Source organism: Mycoplasma sp. 2045, assembly GCF_024582715.1.
Taxonomy (GTDB): domain Bacteria; phylum Bacillota_I; class Bacilli_A; order Mycoplasmatales; family Metamycoplasmataceae; genus Mycoplasmopsis.
This window is the reverse complement of record NZ_CP102083.1, coordinates 617,790-637,157: the sequence shown is the minus strand read 5'-3', so window position 1 is coordinate 637,157 and position 19,368 is coordinate 617,790. Positions and strand designations below refer to the sequence as shown.

The 19,368-nt window shown below is 28.9% G+C and carries 12 protein-coding genes and 2 pseudogenes; 9 read left to right on the top strand and 5 right to left on the bottom strand.

The annotated features are described in order from the left end of the window. The first annotated feature begins 47 nt into the window (after nt 1-47). Both NPA13_RS02590 and NPA13_RS02585 read left to right on the top strand, forming a co-directional pair. Nucleotides 48-1,702 (top strand): annotated as a pseudogene (locus tag NPA13_RS02590) (IS1634 family transposase). A gap of 298 nt (nt 1,703-2,000) precedes the next feature. Continuing rightward, a complete protein-coding gene (locus tag NPA13_RS02585) occupies nt 2,001-2,498 on the top strand; it encodes a dUTP diphosphatase (RefSeq protein WP_257088930.1) in 498 nt (165 codons plus the stop codon). Nucleotides 2,499-2,522: 24 nt separating this feature from the next. Here NPA13_RS02585 and NPA13_RS02580 read toward each other — a convergent pair whose 3' ends face one another. The 4 genes from NPA13_RS02580 to NPA13_RS02565 are packed head-to-tail and all read right to left on the bottom strand — an operon-like array spanning nt 2,523 to nt 9,727. Beyond that, a complete protein-coding gene (locus tag NPA13_RS02580; RefSeq protein WP_257088928.1) occupies nt 2,523-4,013 on the bottom strand; it encodes an APC family permease in 1,491 nt (496 codons plus the stop codon). A 6-nt stretch (nt 4,014-4,019) separates the two neighbouring features. Beyond that, nucleotides 4,020-6,668: an endopeptidase La gene (gene lon, locus NPA13_RS02575; protein WP_373457113.1), complete on the bottom strand. Its 2,649-nt coding sequence runs from the start codon at nt 6,666-6,668 to the stop codon at nt 4,020-4,022. Between the two features lie 7 nt (nt 6,669-6,675). Then, nucleotides 6,676-9,003 carry a leucine--tRNA ligase gene (locus NPA13_RS02570; protein ID WP_257088927.1) on the bottom strand — a complete coding sequence of 776 codons (2,328 nt, stop codon included), beginning with the start codon at nt 9,001-9,003 and terminating at the stop codon, nt 6,676-6,678. Nucleotides 9,004-9,016: 13 nt separating this feature from the next. Further along, nucleotides 9,017-9,727: an MPN527 family putative ECF transporter permease subunit gene (locus NPA13_RS02565; RefSeq protein ID WP_257088925.1), complete on the bottom strand. Its 711-nt coding sequence runs from the start codon at nt 9,725-9,727 to the stop codon at nt 9,017-9,019. Between the two features lie 291 nt (nt 9,728-10,018). Here NPA13_RS02565 and nadE point away from each other — a divergent pair, with 291 nt between their 5' ends. The 7 genes from nadE (at nt 10,019) to NPA13_RS02530 (ending at nt 18,079) form a co-directional block, all read left to right on the top strand. After that, nucleotides 10,019-10,807: an NAD(+) synthase gene (gene nadE, locus NPA13_RS02560; RefSeq protein WP_257088923.1), complete on the top strand. Its 789-nt coding sequence runs from the start codon at nt 10,019-10,021 to the stop codon at nt 10,805-10,807. 12 nt (nt 10,808-10,819) lie between these two features. Next, entirely contained in the window at nt 10,820-11,548 is a 729-nt protein-coding gene (locus NPA13_RS02555) for a YebC/PmpR family DNA-binding transcriptional regulator (RefSeq protein ID WP_257088921.1), read from the top strand. Further along, entirely contained in the window at nt 11,548-12,690 is a 1,143-nt protein-coding gene (locus tag NPA13_RS02550; RefSeq protein WP_257088920.1) for a ZIP family metal transporter, read from the top strand. Before NPA13_RS02555 ends, NPA13_RS02550 begins: the two co-directional genes overlap by 1 nt. Nucleotides 12,691-12,830: 140 nt before the next feature. Then, entirely contained in the window at nt 12,831-14,870 is a 2,040-nt protein-coding gene (locus tag NPA13_RS02545; RefSeq protein WP_257088918.1) for a DHH family phosphoesterase, read from the top strand. Further along, entirely contained in the window at nt 14,851-15,312 is a 462-nt protein-coding gene (rplI, locus tag NPA13_RS02540) for a 50S ribosomal protein L9 (protein ID WP_257088916.1), read from the top strand. The genes NPA13_RS02545 and rplI overlap by 20 nt, the downstream gene beginning before the upstream one ends. Further along, nucleotides 15,299-16,786 (top strand): DnaB-like helicase C-terminal domain-containing protein, encoded by a 1,488-nt coding sequence (locus tag NPA13_RS02535; RefSeq protein WP_257088914.1) that lies wholly within the window; start codon nt 15,299-15,301, stop codon nt 16,784-16,786. The genes rplI and NPA13_RS02535 overlap by 14 nt, the downstream gene beginning before the upstream one ends. A 51-nt stretch (nt 16,787-16,837) precedes the next feature. Beyond that, nucleotides 16,838-18,079, top strand: coding sequence for a CNNM domain-containing protein (locus NPA13_RS02530; protein ID WP_257088912.1), 1,242 nt, complete (start codon nt 16,838-16,840; stop codon nt 18,077-18,079). Between the two features lie 44 nt (nt 18,080-18,123). Here NPA13_RS02530 and NPA13_RS03095 read toward each other — a convergent pair. Continuing rightward, a pseudogene (locus NPA13_RS03095) lies at nt 18,124-19,348 on the bottom strand (IS3 family transposase). Nucleotides 19,349-19,368 lie beyond the last annotated feature (20 nt).

Here is a 19,368-nt window from a genome sequence, read left to right as displayed (position 1 = left end):
TTTTATTTTTTACAATGATTACAATGATAATAGTGTATAATTAAAGCATGAGCAATTACATTTTATATAAAAGAAACAACCCTAAAGGCATCTATTTAGCAATTGGGATTTCAAAAGGTTATGGTAAAGGAATTGGTGATTTAGTTGGTCTAGGCTATTGAGACGAAATCAAAGATAAATATTCTTTGCAAAACATTGATGATTTAAAGGCAATCGCAAAATTAGTTCCATTCACAAACAACAAAGTTGAAGCAAAGAGCAAATTTTTGAATTGTTAGAGCCAACATCTGTTGAAACCAATGTTAAAAATGTTGGAATTGATTTAATTTACAAAATTATCAAAGAACTAGATTTATTCAGTTCATTGCCAAAAAGCAAACACAAATCATTAGAAGAAGTTCTTGAATTTGTCATTGGAACCAGAATTATTTTTCCAAGAAGCTACATTTGTCAATATAAAAACAAAAACGATTTTTTACACAATGTTGAAATTAAAAAATCATCAATTTATAACTATTTTGATACTTTTTTAACAAACAAAGAAACTATTTTATTCAATCTTTACAATAAATTACAAGAATTAACTAATAGAAACAGTAAACAATTACACTTTGACAATACAACTGTTTATTTTGAAAGTTTTTCAAGAAAAGGCGTAAGACAAAAAGGTTTTTCAAAAGACGGCAAGCATGATGAAGACCAAATTGTAATAGCAATGGCGACAGACAATAATGGAATACCTTTTCATTACAAAATTTTTGAAGGAAATACTGCCGATTCACAAACTTTAATTAAGTTTTTAATTGAAATGGAAAGAATTTACAAGATTAAAGACATAACAATCATTGCCGACAGAGGAATTAGTCAAAATGCTAACTTAAGATTTTTAGAACAGAAAGGCTATAAATACATCGTCCAAAAACGTATCAATAACCTTAGCGAAGCAGATAAAAGATTCATCATCGAAGATAAAGATTATATGTTGGAACATGAAATGTTTTCAAAAAGCAGATTTGTGGAATCTGTTTGAGCAAACAATAGAAAAAGGAAAAGATTTAATCAAACTCTTAGAAAACAAATAGTTTACTTTAGCCCAGCAAAAGAAAAGCTTGACAGAATAAAAAGAGCTTTTTCGATAGCAAAATATGAGAAAAAATCAATTAATAATGTAATTTGCTTAAGTGATCTTGTTCCAGAATACAAGAAAAAATATATGGATGTTGAAGGCAAAACAATTGCCAAATTAAATTACTCTAAAATTAAAAAAATAGCTGATCAAGATGGTTTCTATATGATTGAAACCAACATACCTAATTTAACAGCACAAAGAGCTAATGAAATTTATAGACAACAATGAAAAATTGAAGAAGATTTTAGAACATTGAAATCTTCGCTTGAAGTTAGACCAATGTTTGTTCATAAAGATTCTCACATTCAAGCGCATGTTTTCTTATGTTTCTTAGCGTTGATTGTTTTAAAATACTCAATTTACAAACTCAAAAAGTTCTATGAAGATAATGGTGAAATTCAAAAGGTAACTATGAATATGTTTGTGGATGCCTTAAAACTTATAACAATAACAACTAAAACTGTGAATGGTAAAGTTGTTGGTGAAATTATTAATAATTTAGATCCAAACCATTATGAATTAAACAAAATATATAAAGATTTTTCATTTGTTATAGAAAATCTATCATTGTAATTAAAAATAACAAAAAACGAAAACGCCTTATTTGTAGGTGTTTTCGTTTTTTATCCCTTTTTAACTTGGAAACTCAGGTTTTAAGTGACTTAGCACAAGAAAACGAAGAATTACAAAACTCATTTGAAGATTCATATGCATCTGATGATGATTATGAAGAAGACTTCGTAAACGAATAATTTGAAAATCGGAGATTCAGTTCTCTGATTTTTTATTTAACTTCTCAAAAACTAAAAGCACAGTCTGCAAGCTGTAAAAGTTTAAATATACAAACATTTTTTTGTAATATAATTAGAACATGAATTTAATAAAGATATTTGAGATGCAAAAAGAATTGGATAATAAAATCAGAGAAAAAAGTTTAAGTCTTAATCCAACATTTAACAAAGAAGACTTTATAGTTCAAAAAACTCTAGCGCTTTTAATTGAAGCTGCTGAATATGTAAATGAAGTTCAAAGTTTTAAATATTGAAAATCACAAAAGAATGTAAATAAATTAGCTGTAACTGAAGAATTTGCTGATTTAATCCATTTCTTAGTTAATTTTGCTTATAAATTTGATGTTCTACCTGAAATAGAACCAAAAATAATTAACCAGGATATAAACATTCAATTCCAACATTTATTTATTTCATTAGCAAACATAATGAAAAAAGTTAATAAATCAAATATCGAACACGCGTTTCAAGTTGCATTGGGTTCATTTGTAATGTTAGGGTTTACATATGAAGATTTATATGATGCATATGTTCTTAAAAATCAAAAGAACTACGACCGTATTAAAAATAATTATTAAAAAATAACCAGCTACAGAAGTTGGTTATTTATTTTTTATAAAAATTAAATTATCAAATTGCTTATTGTGCTTAGCAATTCATTTATTGTAAATTTTGAATTTGTGTTTGTATTTATTGAGAAGTTTTAGTGCAAAACCAACCCCAATAAATACTACGTAAATGATAATTGATACTGTATTTTTGAATTCTCATTGGCCACTTAAAATTCAAGGGAAGAATGTGATTAATAAGATAAATGACATTATACAAATATCAATAATGTAAATAGTTTTTTCTCAAACAGGTATTTTTGAAATTCTTTTCTTTGCAGCTAATCTGAATGCTATAAAGAATGTGATTAAGTCTTCAATTAATAATGCAATTGAACTGGTTATAATTGTTGCTTTAAAGAACTCATCACTATATTCTTTATCTAAGAATATAGTAGGAACAAGTCATAATGTAATCATTGAAATCATTATTATAACTGTAGAGAAAACGATTGCATTTTTAAATTCGCCCTTTTTATTTTTATGATGCAATGAATTGAATAAGTAACCATCTTGAGAAAGAGGAACAAGTTTTCTAGCAGTCGCAACCGTTTGAAAAATTCTAAATCCTAAATCATTACATAATAATCCAATAATGAAGATAGAGACTCCAAATGCACCTAATCCATAGGTGTAGATTTTTGAAATTTCGTTCGAACTATCTCCATTAGTTACTTTTAATGAGTTTGGTAAGAATAAATAGAGTGAAAAGAATATTAGATAAAATCCAAATATGAAAGCTAATGATGTTAATAATATTTTTCTAAAACTCTTGAACTTAACATCTTTAGCCATAGCAGCAACATCTTCAGTTCCTGCAAAAGCATACATAAATAAAAGAACATCAGCGATAATTAATTGAGGTGTAACTTTTTTGTATGTAGCTGAGTCAGGTAATGTAGCTTCCTTTGAAACAGCGACTAACATTACAAAGATGGCTAAGATAAGTATTATTCATTTAAATAATGAGGCAATGAAAATAATTTTCTTATTTGTTTTTAATCCAATTGTTGAAATAGCAATTATGGAAATGAATAGTAAGATTGAAATCCCTCTAACTATTCACATAACTAAGTTGTGTTGAGGAAATTCTTCTGGTTTAGGTAGTATTATTTCAACAACATCAGCTAGGAATAAAGGTGCAATTGCTGATAAAAGTGGTGTTTGAATAAATTGGTTTCATCCGATGAAGAAAACAAGATTTCTAAGACCGCGTTTTTTTGATTTTGTTAATTTACCATCAACAACATCATCATCTAAATGTCTTGCGTAAGCATACGAACCACCGTAGTGATCATTATATTGATTTGATAATCTAGAGAATACCAACATTATTCCAAAGCATATAAATGCTGAGAGTATCATTACAAGATACCCTCAGTAAGATATGTTCATAATTGTTGATATTGTAGTTATAAAACCTATACCAACGACAAAATTAATTGTAAAAAATGTAAAACTTTTCTGTGTGAACTGCTTTTGCATTTTTTATTATTTTGCTTTTATTTCGTTAGAAGGTTTTTGACTTTTGAAAATTACATTGTAAATTTCATCATATGTTTTAACAGGTACATATGTTAAGTTTTCTTTAATTTCAAAAGGAATGTCTTTTAAGTTTTTGATATTGTTTTCAGGTATGAAAATCATTTCAAGTCCTTTTTGGCTAGCTGCAAATGATTTTTCTTTTAATCCACCAATTTCAAGCACTTTTCCTCTTAATGTAATTTCACCAGTCATTCCAATTGTGTTAGGAACTGGTCTTTTTGAAAGAGCAGAAATAATTGCAGTTGTAAATGTTACACCAGCACTAGGTCCATCCTTAGGAACTGCTCCTTCAGGTACGTGAATATGAATTGTATTGTTTTCAAAATCAAACTCATCAACGCCAAATTTTTCAGCGTTTGCTCTAACAAAAGTTAAAGCAATTTGAGCTGATTCTTGCATAACTTCTTTAAGTGAACCAGTTAACTTAATTTCTGATTTGCCTGGGTATGTAGTTACCTCAATTGGCAATGTTGAACCACCAAATGATGTGTAAGCTAATCCTGTTACTAAACCTGGAACAACATCTTCTTCTTTTTCTTCTTGTTTGAATTTAATTACACCAAGTAATTCTTCGATTTTATCAAGTGTAATTACATATTCTTTTAATGATGGATCGTCAAAAGTCTTAACAACTATTTTTCTAGCAATCTTATCTAATGTACGTTTAAGACCTCTGACTCCAGCTTCAAGTGTGTAATGTTGAATGATGTATTTAAGAACATCATCTGAAATTTGGAAGTATTTTTCAGCCAAAGTAGCTTGCTCAAGCACTTTTGGTATTAAGTGCTCTCTAGCAATGCTTAATTTTTCACTCAATGTGTATGAAGATAATTCAATAACTTCGACCCTGTCAATTAATGCAGGTGGTATGTTTTCGTAGTAGTTAGCTGTAGCAATGAAAATACATTTTGATAAATCGTATTCGTGTTCTAAGTAGTGATCTTGGAATCTTGTGTTTTGCTCTGGGTCTAAAACTTCAAGCATTGCACTTGCTGGATCACCTTTCATATCAGATGCCATTTTATCAATCTCATCAAGAAGGACAACAGGGTTTGAAACTCCTGCGTACATCATTCCTTTGATGATTTTTCCAGGCATAGCTCCTACGTAAGTTCTTCTGTGCCCTCTAATTTCACTTTCGTCGTGAACTCCTCCAAGTGAAACTTTAACGAATTTTCTATTTAAAGCACTTGCGATAGCTTTTGAAAGTGACGTTTTCCCTGTTCCAGGAGGACCAACAAGAGTTAAGATAGGAACATTGTTAAATGTATTTGTTTCTTCATTGTTTTTAAATAATGAAAGGTCAATTTCAAATTTATCGTCAATCTTGATTTTATTTTCATCAAGTTTTTTGACTTGGTTGTTTTTAATAATAACAGCTAAGTATTCAATAATTCTTTGCTTAATTTCATTTAAACCATAGTGGTGTTTATCTAAAACTTCTCTAACTCTGTTTATGTCCAATAATTCGTGTTGAACTTTTCTTCAAGGAAGTTTCTTAAGAGTATTAATGTATGTTTTGATAATTGAAGCTTCAGGAGAAACAGGAACCATTTCTTCTGATTTTTTAGTTTCAGCATCAATAAGTTTAATAACACTTTCAGGGAAGATGTCTTTGAATTTTGAATTGATGATTTGTGCATACTCATCATCAGATGCAGATGGGTTAAGTTCTTTAATTTGTTCTTGAAGAGCTTTTAATTTCTCTCTAAGTAAGAATTCTGTTTGTTGCTTACTTAATTTTTGTGTCATCTTACCTTTTAATTCTGTTTCTGCTTGAAGAATTTCATTAATTTTTGCAGTAGCTTGAATTAAGTAAGTTTGGTATCAAAATCTGTTGTATGGTTCTTTGAAAATTTCAAGTCTTTCTGGAACAACTACAGGCGAAATGTGGTTTAAGAAAGTAGCGATTAATGCACTTGCATAATCTTCAGAGAATCTATCAGTTCTACCTTCAAAGTATCTGTTTGTTAAATCAACAATACTTGTGAATGTAAAGTGTCTTCCTGACAAAGGTTCAGTTTTGAATAAGCCAATAAAATCGGAATCGGCAAATTGTTGTGGTTTATCTTCTTCAAGGTCAATTCCGACACCTGCAAAAATTGAGAAAGTTTGCAAGTAGTCATAAACTTCCCTTAATTCTTTTTTAGATAATGTAGCAGGTAAGTCAACAAATGCTCCACCTTCTCCAGTTTCTGAACCTATGAAACCTTTATATTCAACGTGTGATTGAACTCCTTCAGGAAGAGTTTCAAGCATTTTAAATCCAGTAGGTAAATAGAATTGTGAAATAACTTTATAAACTACGATAAATGAATCTGTTGTAGCTTTGTAAATTACTTCAAGTGGTTTTACATAGTTACCATAAACAATTTCATCTGTTGATTCAGGTTTAGCATATAAAACAACTGCTCTTCCTGATTCTTTAAGTAATTCTTCACGGTTCTTTTTAAGATCTTCAACAAGAACTTTTTCTGTAACCTCAGTTTCCATAAAACCACCAGGAATTGAATAAAAATCTGGTGTTTCAAAGAATGTTATATAGCCTGATTTATCAGCTTTCGCTTTTTTAATATATTCATTAAAAGTCATCATTCTCCTTCTATTTGTCTTTTACAACAATGTTAACGATTTTTCCAGGTACAAAGATTTCTTTTACGATTTCTTTACCTTCTAATCATTTTGTTACTTGTTCTTTTGCTTTTTCTAAAACTTCTTCTTTTTGTGCTGTTTTTGAAACTGTTAATTCAGCTCTAACTTTTCCATTAACTGTAATTCCATAAGTTACTTCATCCATTTCTAATGCAGAATTATCTATAGCAAAGTCATATAGGTTTTTTGAGTCAAAGTATTTGCTTGATAATTCTCAAACAACGTGTGGAATGAATGGTTCAAGAATGTTTAATAAAACGTAGAACATTTCTGTGATTAATTCAGGTTTTGTGATTGAATCATATTCATTCATAATTTCCATAGTTCAAGAAACTAAAGTGTTAAATGAGAATGAATTACCATCACTTTCAAATGTGTTCTTTTGTTTTTGCATTCCTTGGTAAAGTTTGAGTCTTGCAATTTTTTCTTGAGCACTTAAGGTTGACTTGTCAATGTTTTTAAAGTCTGAATTTACATCAATTTCAGAACTTCTATCGTAAAGTCTATTGATGAATTTAAAACATCCAATAACACCTGAATCACTTCATTCAAGTTCTTTTTGAGGAGGAGCTGCAAATAAGATAAATAATCTAGTTGTATCAGCACCATAGGTGTTAATCATTTCTCCAGGTTCAACTGTATTACCTTTTGATTTAGACATCTTAGCACCATCTTTAAGCACCATACCTTGAGTTAATAAATTAGCAAATGGTTCTCTAAAGTTTACTAAATCTAAGTCAGATAATGACTTGGTGAAGAATCTTGCATAAAGTAAGTGTAAGATAGCGTGTTCGATTCCACCGATGTATAAGTCAACTGAATTTCAGTAATCTAAGTTTTCTTTCTTGAAAATAACTTCGTCACGTAAGTTTGATGGTGTAGTATATCTTAAGAAATATCAACTTGATTCAAAGAATGTGTCCAATGTATCAGTTTCTCTTGTTGCTTTTGAACCACAAAGATGACAAGTTGTATTCATTCATTCTTCATTAGTTAAAAGTGGATTACCTTGACCTGTGAACTTAACTTCTTCAGGCAATAAAACAGGTAATTGTTCAAGTGAAACAGGAACTGTTCCACATTTTTCACAGTGCACAAGAGGAATTGGTGTTCCTCAATATCTTTGTCTTGAGATACCTCAGTCACGTAAGTTGTATTTAACTTCTTTAGTTAATTTAGTTTCTTCAACTTGAACTAAATTATTATCTAAAAAGTCTAAATCGTTAACTTCCATAAAAATGGTGTGTGTTTGATTATTTGATGAAACGATCGTTGCATCTTTGTTTGGATTATTTGATGCAAAATCAGTAATGATAACTTGAACTAAGCTACCATCAAAAGGATTTTTAACAGTGTAAGGTGTTTTGATAAAAATTTTCTTTGAAAATTCTTTTTTAACAAAGTTTAAATTGATTTCTTCAAGCAAGTCTAAAGCTTCTTGATTAAAGTAGTTTGCTTCTTTTAAGGTATCAACTAATTTATGTTTATTTGAGATAGCAACATAATCAATTTTTGAAATGTAATCTAAATTTGATTCATAGACATTAAGTGTGTTTTGACTGTTATCTGCAAATTCAAATGTTAATTTGTAATCTTCTGTTCTACCAATTCAATTTTTTTGCATCGTAAGAACTTGCTGAGGTCAATGTCCTTCAAGAGATTTAAGGTCTTCAAGTAATTCATCAGCATACTCGGTAATTTTTAAGTAGTAAGTATCCATTTCTTTTTGAATAACTTGATTTCCACATCTTCAACATTTGTTATCTTCAACTTGTTCATTAGCTAAAACTGTTTGGTCAAATTCACATCAGTTTAATGAGCTTTTCTTTTTGTAAATTAAACCTTTTTCTCAAAGTTTGATGAAAATGTATTGTTCTCATTTTGTGTATGAAGCATCACAAGTGATTGTTTCATAATCTCAAGCAAATGAAATTCCTAATCTTTTAATTTCATCATCCATTGATGCAATGTTTTGATATGTTCAGCTTTTTGGATGTGTTCCGTTTTTGATTGCAGCATTTTCAGCAGGTAAACCAAAAGCATCTCAACCAAATGGGTGAAGGACATTGAAACCTTTTCTTCTAAAATATCTAGCTACAGCATCACCGATTGAGTAATTACGAACGTGTCCCATATGTAATTTTCCACTTGGGTAAGGGAACATACTTAAGACATATTTTTTAGGTAAACTAAAATCATCTTTTGGTTCAAAAGCATTAGTTTCTGCTCAGATTTTTCTTCACTTTGAATCAATTTCTTTAAAGTTAAATTTTGACATAAACACCTTTCTATTAATCACGTTTATTCACTGTGAAATTATTTAGGATGTTATCTAAAAACTTAGTTTTAGATAAGGTAAAAATAAATATATAAATTATAAAATAATTTATTGCAATATTGCTCAAATTAAATGATAAATATAAAGCGATAGAACCTGCAAAGTAATTTGGAATACCAAAGAAGAAAACTTTGAATTTTTTATCATAGTTAGCAAGCAGTTCATTAAGCGAAACAGCATCTAGTTGCTTGAATAATTTGAAATAAATTAAGTTAAATAAAAATGTATTGAAAAATGTTATTATTGCAATTGTTGCTAATGAACTTATGCCTAAGATTACAAGGATTGAAAGTTCTTTTTTAAGCTTAGATTTTCATAATAATTTTCCGAATAAATAAGAACTGAAAACAAAGACACCTTGCATTAATAAAAGAATAAAGTTTCCTAGAAATGCAATGTCTAATGTAGTTGCTTTAATTGTTATAAAAGGACTTATCAAAAAGTTTGAAATAAGCATTATTAACGAATATTGAATATCGATAATAAAAGCAGTTAAAAAAGTTGAAATTAAAAGGAAATTGAAAGATAAAAATGAATTAAATGGAATAAAACTTCCGATAATGCTAAAAACAATAGAAATAGCTAACATCAAGCCTGTGAAAGCTATTTTGAAAATAACATTCACATTTTTGTTATTTCAAACTAAAAATTGTTTTTTTTGCATTATTTTCCTCCTTTTTTACACTTTTTTCTTTTGCTCGATATAAAAATATATTCATTAAATAATATCATTATTTCATCTTATTAGTAAAAAAATGCAAAAAAGAACAAATTATGAACTAGAGACTGAATTCGTTCATTTTTGATATGACCATAAAAAACAAGTATGTTGAATTTTAAACAATTAAAAAGTAATATATTCAGTTTATTTTTTAGATTGTTATGGTAAAATTAAGTATATTTTTACAATTAATATTTTGTTAAAAATATTCAATTTAGTTAATAAAGAGGCAATATGGGTAAGATTACATTTTACAAAGATAACAAACCATATTATGACAAAGAAAATGGATTAGCTTATGTTAAAGTTATTAAAGACTTTTTAGTAACAAAAGCAAAAGAAGCTAATTGCTATGGTTTTATTGTAGGCATGAGTGGAGGGATTGATTCTTCACTTGTGTATGCAATAGCAAAACAACTTCCTTTAAAAGTTAAGGGAGTTGTGATGTCAGTCAATGGAATGTTACAAAGTGATTTAGAACATATTAAAAAACTTGAAGAAAAGTTTGATGATAAATTTGAGTACATTGATTTAACTGATGCTTTTAACGCTTTAAGCAAGCAAGTTAATGTTAAAAATCAATTAGCAGTTGCTAACATTAAACCACGTTTAAGAATGACAACTTTATATGCTCTAGCTCAAGAAAATAATTTACTTGTGTTAGGAACAGATAATAAAGATGAAACATTCATTGGTTACTTCACAAAGTATGGTGATGGAGGAGTTGATTTACTTCCGATTTGTCATCTTACAAAAGGTGAAGTTAGATTTTTGGCTTCACTTCAAAATGTACCAAGTGAAATTATTGACAAAGCTCCATCAGCAGGATTATGAGAAAATCAAACTGATGAAGATGAATTAGGTTTCTCATATGCTCAACTTGATTTTTATTTAGATCACTTAAATGACTATGAACAAATCAAATCAGTATTACCAGAAGAAGTTATTAAGAAAATTGAATATAAACATAAAATCTCACAACACAAAAGAGATTCAATTTATAAACCAAATGATATAGATTAGGAGAGATAAATTATGGCAGGACATTCACACGCAGCGAATATAGCACATAGAAAAGGTGCACAAGATGCAGCAAGAGGAAAAATTTTTCAAAAATTATCTAAAGAAATCTTTGTTGCAGCAAGGTTAGGAGCAGATCCTGATACTAACCCAGCTTTAAAATTAGCAATTGCTAAAGCTAAATCAAAAAATATGCCAAAAGACAACATTGAAAGAGCAATTGCTAAAGCAGCTGGAGATAAAAATGCAAACGCATTTATCGAAACTGTTTTTAACGCTACTGTAGGTGGAGGAGCAACATTTATTGTTGTTACATTATCAGACAACCTTAACAGAGTTAAATCAAATATTCAGTCATACTTTAACAAACAAAATGCTACATTAGGTAAAACAGGTCAAATTCCATATCCATTTAGAAAATTAGGAATCATTGAAATTGCTAAAGAATTAGTTAATGAAGATGATTTAATGGAAGTTGCACTTGAAAATGGTTCAGAAGATGTTGAAACATATGATGAATCATTTGTATTAACTACATTACCTGAAAACTTCACAGATTTAAAAAATGCAATTGAAGATAAATTCGGTCAAATTGACTTTATCCAATGTGAAGTAACATATGTGCCAGATATGTATGTAGAATATGATCAAGAAAAGAAAGACAAATTATTAGAATTTGCAGACAAATTAAAAGAGGATGATGACGTTCAAGATGTTTACCATAACATCGAAACTGAAGAATAATGCAAATAATTAGAGATTTTTTCGAAACCCTCAAATTAAGCACAGGTAATGAAGGGTTATCTTACTTCATTCTAATACTTGTCACATTACTTTGCTTATTAGCTATACCAACTATTCTTTCATTCATTTTTCCACTTATTAAATTAAGTAAGAATGGTTGAAAAAATCTGTCATTTTATTTATACTCTTTTTCAACAGGTTTTTTCTTAGTATTAGCTACATTTGGTTTTTTAAGAGAATCGCTTGAATTAGCGAATCAAGGCGCATGAACAGACAATGTAAACGTCTATGGGTATAGCATTTTAGTCGTAGTTGTCGGTCTTGCTGTAGGTATCTTATTTTCTTTCACGCTTAAGTATGCAATTACTTATCAAATTAATAAAAAACTTAAAAAATCAAATAATAAAAAGTTAAATGCATTTGTTCACGACCACGATCACGGTGATGGACACGAACACGATGATTTTGATTTCTCACACCCACATTCAGAACATTTTTACGAAGTTAAGAAATATAATAAAAATCAAAATATATTTTTAAGACAAAGTAAAAATTATGATAACTCAAGACACGTTCATTATCATCCTGATTACATCTTTTCAAATGATGAGTCAATTGTTAAAGCTGAACAAGAAGCGATTAATTCAGCGTCAAATAAATTAAAAGTTATTGCTTTATTACTACTTTTAACTCACAGAATTCCGGAAGGATTATTATTAGGATACAACTTAAATTTAGCAGCAAACGGTCACGAAAACTCACTTACTATGGCTTATTTTGCTTCTTTAGTTTTACACTTAATCCCTGAAGAAACAATCTTCTATTTCAGACTTAGAGAAGCAGGATACTCAAGAATTCAATCATTGTTATTATCATTTTTAGGGCTTTCATTATTTTTACCATTTATGTTAATTGGTTGCTATGCAGGTGCAGCAATTGAGAAAAACTGAATACTAAAAGGAATGATGATGTCAGCAATCGCAGGAATTTTCATTTTCACTACTTTAATTGAGTTTATTCCTGAGTTTTATCATTCACATATGTCAAAGAAAAAATGATATTTCATCCTTGCATTCTTATTTATTGGTGTAATCTTTGCTGCATTAATTCTTTCATTCCATACACACAATCACTCACATTAATTGTGAGTTTTTGTTTTATTTATCATATTCCTGTAGATATTTTCGGTGTAATAAAACATATTGATAACAATTTCTGCAAAACTTATATAATTTAAATATCAAATATTTAAATTTTTACAACACAAACAAAAAGGATTTGAATGAAAACAAAATACAAAATAAGCTTACTTTCGTGTTTATGCGTAGTTTTTGTAATTCTGTTTATTTTGCTAACTGCAATTTTAGTAAAAAATAACGAAGCAACTGCATTAACTTGAGAAATTGGTTTAGTTATTGTCGCAATGATTTTAGTTTTTGCATCACTAGCAATTACACTAGTTTGAATTACAAAGATTTTTGCAAGGTCAAGAAACATTGTTAAAAACTCTTTTGATTCATTTACTGAAGATATTATGTCAAGTAATAACATCGGATTTGTTATTTACAATGCTGAACATAAAATTATTTGAGCAAGCAACTTTATCAAAAACAAGTTTCACAAAGATTTTATTGATATTCACATTAAGACATTCTTTACAACAATTTCAGATAACAAAGAATTTTTAGAGCTTGATATGAATCAAACTAAAATTGAGTTTGAAAATAATAAAAACATTTATGAAGCTCAATTCTGACCATTATCAAACATCATAATTATTCGTGATATTACAACTGAAACTTTATTTAAAAATGAAGTTCATGACCAAAAAACTGTTATTGGTGAAATTGAAATTGATAACTACCAAATGTATCAATCAATCTTATCTGAAGAGCAACTTTACTTAGTTAATAAAACAATTATTGATACATTCAATGAATATTCAAAAGAATACAACTTAATTTATAGACAATATACAAATGGTAAGTTCATTGTTATTACAGACCAGGTTTCACTTTACAATATGTCTAAAGATAAGTTTTCTTTATTTACAAATATTAAAAAGAATGTTCCAGACACATCAATTGGTAAACTTTCGCTTAGTGTTGGGTTTGCTAGAGGTTGAAGCTCGCTTAAAGAAAAATTAGAGCAAGCTAAAAAAGCTTTAGTTCAAGCTCAAAACCGTGGAGGAGACCAGGTTGCGATTTTCAGTGATACCGAAACTGCAATTTATTATGGTTCAAATATCGAAATTGTGTCTAACAATAATATGACTAAAATTAAGAAAATTTCAGATGAGTTTCTTAAAAAACTTGATAGCGACCAAATTACAAAAGTTATTGTTTATGGACATAAATCAGCAGATATGGATTCATTAGGTTCATCATATGGAATTGCATATTTAGCTCATCAAAGAGGTAAGAAAGCTTACATATGTGCTGAATCATTCGATATGACTACAACATATTTTAGAAATGAACTTAGTTACAAAAACAATGTTTATGAAGATACAGATTTAAACTTAGAAAAAATTATCATAAGCGCAAATAAAGCGTCAAAATTAACAGATTTAAACACATTAGTTGTGTTTGTAGATAATTCAGATCCAGGTCGTACAGATAATAAGGATGCTATTTTAAATGCAGACAGGGAAAATATTTTCGTATTTGACCACCACAGAGTTGGAAAGCAAATTGATTATTGTCCTGTTACAAATATTTATGTTGAAACAACAGCTTCTTCAGCTTCAGAAATTGTTACTGAAATTTTTATGCTTACAGATAGGGAATGAAAATTCTCGCCATTATGTGCTCAATTACTTTTGGGTGGTATTTTAGTTGATACAGTGCAATTTACTAAATCAGTCTCAGCTAGAACATTCCAAGCAAGTGCTTGGTTGCAATCAAAAGGTGCAAATGTAGTTGAAGGAAGCGAAATTCTTAAAATTGATGAAACAACAAAAGAACAAATTAATACTATTTTAGAAAATGCACAAGAAGTTAAAAAAGGTTACTACTTAGCATATTCTCCAATCGAAGTTGAAGCTGACGTTATTTCAATGGCTGCTAATGAACTTCTTAAAACAAAAGGTAGAGTTGCTTCCTTCGTTATTGCAAGACTTAAGGGAACAAACTTATACAAACTTAGTGCTAGAGGTATAAATACAAATGTTCAGATTATTACTGAGCAAGTTGGTGGAGGTGGACACTTTGGAACAGCTGCCGCTATTTCAAATGAGGAATTAGAAACATTTGTTAACAATGTGCACCACGCAATAACAACAACAGAAAGAGAGTTAAAAGATGAAAGTTATACTAATTAAAGATTGTAAAGATGGAAAAGCTAACACAGTTATCGAAGTATCAAATGGTTATGGTTCAAACTACTTAGTTAAAAATGGTTTTGGAGTTCCATACAATGAACAAACTGTAAGACAATTACAAAGAAGATTAGATGATTTATCAGCTGATGAACATGAAAAAAGAACAGGTGCTTTAAGACTTAAAGAAAAATTAGAAGAGTTAAGATTAGAATTTACTTTAGAAGCTAATATTGATGGGAATTCTAATTTAAATGTACACGGTTCAGTATCTACAAAAGATGTTGATAAAAAATTAACTTCATTAGGGTACAAGTTACCAAAACATTCAATCCAAAAAGTGCATTTAGTTTCAGAAGGATTGCACGATGTTGAAATTGTTTTATACAAAGATATAAAAGCAACTTTAAGAGTGGAAATTAAAATTAAAAATGTTAAGAAATAATAGAAACAATCAAAACTCTTTATACAAGTGAGTTGAAACAATAATTCGTCCTTTAGCAAATACTTTGTACAAAGATGAAAAAATCGAAAGACAAGTTTTAAGTACGATAATTAATGATACTGAAAAACAATCTCTTGGTTTAGACTACCTTGTCCCTGAAGCATTTTTCAACCTTGAATACTCTACATTATTTAGATTTTTAAAAACTAGAAAAGCAAGTGAGACTAATCAAAATTACATTTTTGATTACAACACACTTTTAAACGAAATACCTAAATTCAAAGCTCAAAACCCAAGTCTTGAATGAGCTCCTTTATCAATTGAAACATTAAACAAAGTTGTTTCAACACTGTCTTCAGATGAAAACTTTTTACCAAATGTTGAAAAGTTAATTGAACTTCACAAAAGAAGACAAGCAGAAGCTTTCTTTAGTAATTATTTAGCTGTATTAGGGCAAAATCCTAAAATCACTTGAGAAGACATTGTTACTGATGTTGAAAACTTCATTATTAGCAGTAATAATTTATCAATCAAAAATAGTGAATTTATTTCACTTGAAAGCGCTCTTGAGAAATACTTTAGTCGCCTTAAGAATGATGAAAATGAAGAAAAAGCTCTTCTTACAGAATTCAATGCAATTGATAAATATGTTAAAGGATTTAAACCTGGTCAGCTGATTATTTTAGCTGCTCGTCCAGGGGTTGGGAAAACCGCGCTTGCATTAAACATTGCAAGAAACATTATTGAAAAAGGAATGAAAGATGGTAAACCAAAAAATGTAGCTTTTATTTCTCTTGAGATGCCTACATCAGAACTAACAACTAGATATTTAGCAACTTCTACGCTAATAGATATGTACAAATTGCAAAATATCAAACTCTTAAAAAACAATTATGAAGATTTAATGAAAATTCATCACGTTGTTTCAAGTATGCAAAGAACACCTGATGAAAATCAAATTTGATTTGATGATGATCCTAAATCAAAAATTAATGAAATCATTTTCAAAATCAAACATTTAATTAAAAACACAAACAAAGTGGACTTAATTGTAATTGACTATTTACAATTGATTTCAGGAGGAAATCAAGCAACAGGAAATAGACAAAACGAAGTTGCAATGATTTCACGTTCACTAAAAACCCTTGCTCTAGAGCTTAAAATTCCAATTATTGCTCTATCACAGTTATCCAGAAGTGTTGAAAATCGCGAAGACAAGCGTCCACAATTAAGCGACCTTAGAGAATCCGGATCAATTGAGCAAGATGCTGACATTGTTATTTTCTTAAGTAGAAAGAAACTTAAAAAATCAGCACACAGTGATGATGACGAAGTTAAAAAATTCGAATCAATCCCTGTGACTCTATCAGTTGCTAAAAACCGTAATGGTGAACCTGGCCAAGCAACTTTAATTTACACAGGTAAGTATGTACAATTTTTAGACGATATGACGATTGAAAGAGGTGGATTTTAATGGACTCCAGTTATTATAGGAACCACAAAAATAATTCTTTAGAGGTGTACTATGGATAGTAAAACAGTAATTACAATTGTTTTATGCATAGTTATGCTTATATTATTTATTTTAAGTAGTATCTTTAGTGGAAGCGAAACTGCTTACTCAACAGTTTCGCCTGCTAAAGTTTATGAATTAGTTGAAAACGAACATAGATTTGGAAAGTTAATTGACAAGCAAGTTAAAAAATACAATCAAATTCTAAGTACCATTTTAATTGGTAACAACTTAGTTAACGTAGCTTCATCAGCTACAATGTCTTATGTTTTATCAAAATATCTTTCTGATAATGACTCACTTGTTGTTATTATTTCGACATTAGTAGTTACTCCAATCTTAGTATTATTTGGTGAAATAACACCTAAATTAATTGCTAAAAATAATCCAATTAGATACTTAAAAGTTTTCTGTTTATTCAATGAACTAATGTTCTGAATATTCTTCCCAATCACTTTCTTTATTAGCAAACTTAGCAAAAATGTTTATGTTACAAACTCAGAAAGTGACATTAAATCAATGCTAGCACTCGCTAACGAAGAAGGGGTGCTGCAAACCGGAGAAAGTATTTTGGCTCAAAATGCTTTAGATTTAGACTCAACAAAAGTTGCACAACACTACATTAGATTAAAAGATGTAACTTACATTTCTTATAAAGCTAGTGTAGCAGAAGCGATTGAAATATTCAAGGATACAAACTATTCAAGATTACCAATTGAAAAAGATGGACAACTTATCGGAATTGTTTTATTAAAAGACATATTCTCACTTAAAAAAGGTAAAGTGATTAATTATATGAAACAAGTTCCAAGCATTTCAGCTAACTCAATTCTTTCAAGTGCTCTTGAAAAAATGAGAGCAGCAAGAGCTCAAATGGCTTTTGTTGTTGAAAACAATAACTCTACAGATGTTTTAGGTATCATTACAATTGAAGACATCATTGAAGAAATCATTGGAGAAATCTATGATGAATACGATGACGATGAACAAATTTATGAAATTTCACTTGAAAGAGCTAAAGCTCATTCAAACGTTAAAATGTCTGATTTAATTAAGCAACTCGAGATTGATGAAGAACTTATAAGCGATGATGAAAAAGCTATGGACTTGAAAACTTATTTATTAACTAAGACAAATTCAACTAAACTACTTAAATCAACAAAATTCACTATCGAAGACGAAATTAGCTTCAAGGTTATTGAATTGGTTAAAAATAAAAAATATTCAGCAATCATTGAAGTTAACAAATTGTAAAAAGTAGCAGTAATAAACTGGGACACTAAAAGTGGACAGAAGGTTTAATTAGACATAATAACACCTCAATGTTGTTGGGGTGTTTTTCAATCTAATTTTGATTGAATTCTTCCATTATTGTATCAAAAAATAAACTCATTAATTATTTTGCTAAGATCATCAAAAGTTATCTGGGTTATATCAATTAATTTTAAACATTCAGATTTTAAAATTGAAAAGAAATATTCTGCTTCTCTGTTGTCTAGCGAGTTGCCAACTCTCCCCATTGAAATAACGCCATTATTTTTAGATATTGTTTGCAAATAATCTTTAGATGAATATTGGAAACCATGATCTGAATGTGCTATTCATTGCTTGTCCAATTTTATTTTTGACATGTGTTTCATAACTAAATCTAAATCATTTCTTTTGACAAATTGTAATTTACAATAAATTTACTTTTGTGGTCAATGGCAATTGACAAAAAACAAAATTGTTTTCACAATCTTTTGGTGCTGTAATATATGTAACATCTGTTGCGATTATTTGGTTGGTTTCTCCATTGTAATCACGTTTTACGAGGTCTCCAAATTTAACATTTGTGTTTTTCTTTCTCTATCCTTTTTCTTTCTTCTAATTAAACAATGTAATTGCAATCTATTCATAATTCTACCAATAGTCCTATAATTAAGCAAAATTTGATATTTTTGTTTGATGTAATGTTCTAATCTTTTTCTTCCAAATAGACATTTATTCTTTTTAAATGCCTCTAATATTAATTCATCATTTCTATGATCACTTTTTGGGTTCTAGATTTTTTTCTTTAGTTTTTCAATTATGAATTGTTGATTTTGATTTGTTAAATATGATTGCTAATTTCCTAGTTGAAACAGAAGTTTTTTAATTTTAGATATATCAACATCAAAGTTATTCCTATCGAATGAATCTTTAAAAATTTCCAAAATTTCAATCAATTGTTCTTTTGGCATTTTTCTCATTCTTTTTAACAATATCCATTGGTGTAACTTTGAATTTTTTAGGTCTCCCTGTTCCTTTGCCCTTTTTAGGAGATTTACCTGTTTGCGATATTAGATTTGTCATTCCTAAATTATATCTTTTATATTTCTCTAAAAAATTTCTCTTCGAATATGTAGATTTTTTGTCAAAAAAGCTAACACCTTTTATCGTTCGGTATTTAATTTCGAAATCATTTCTTGACATTAAACCCTTCTTATAATCATCATAATCTGAAAAAAGTTCTAGTCATTGTTCTTGTTTTAGTTGTTTCATAATAACTCCTTAATATAAAA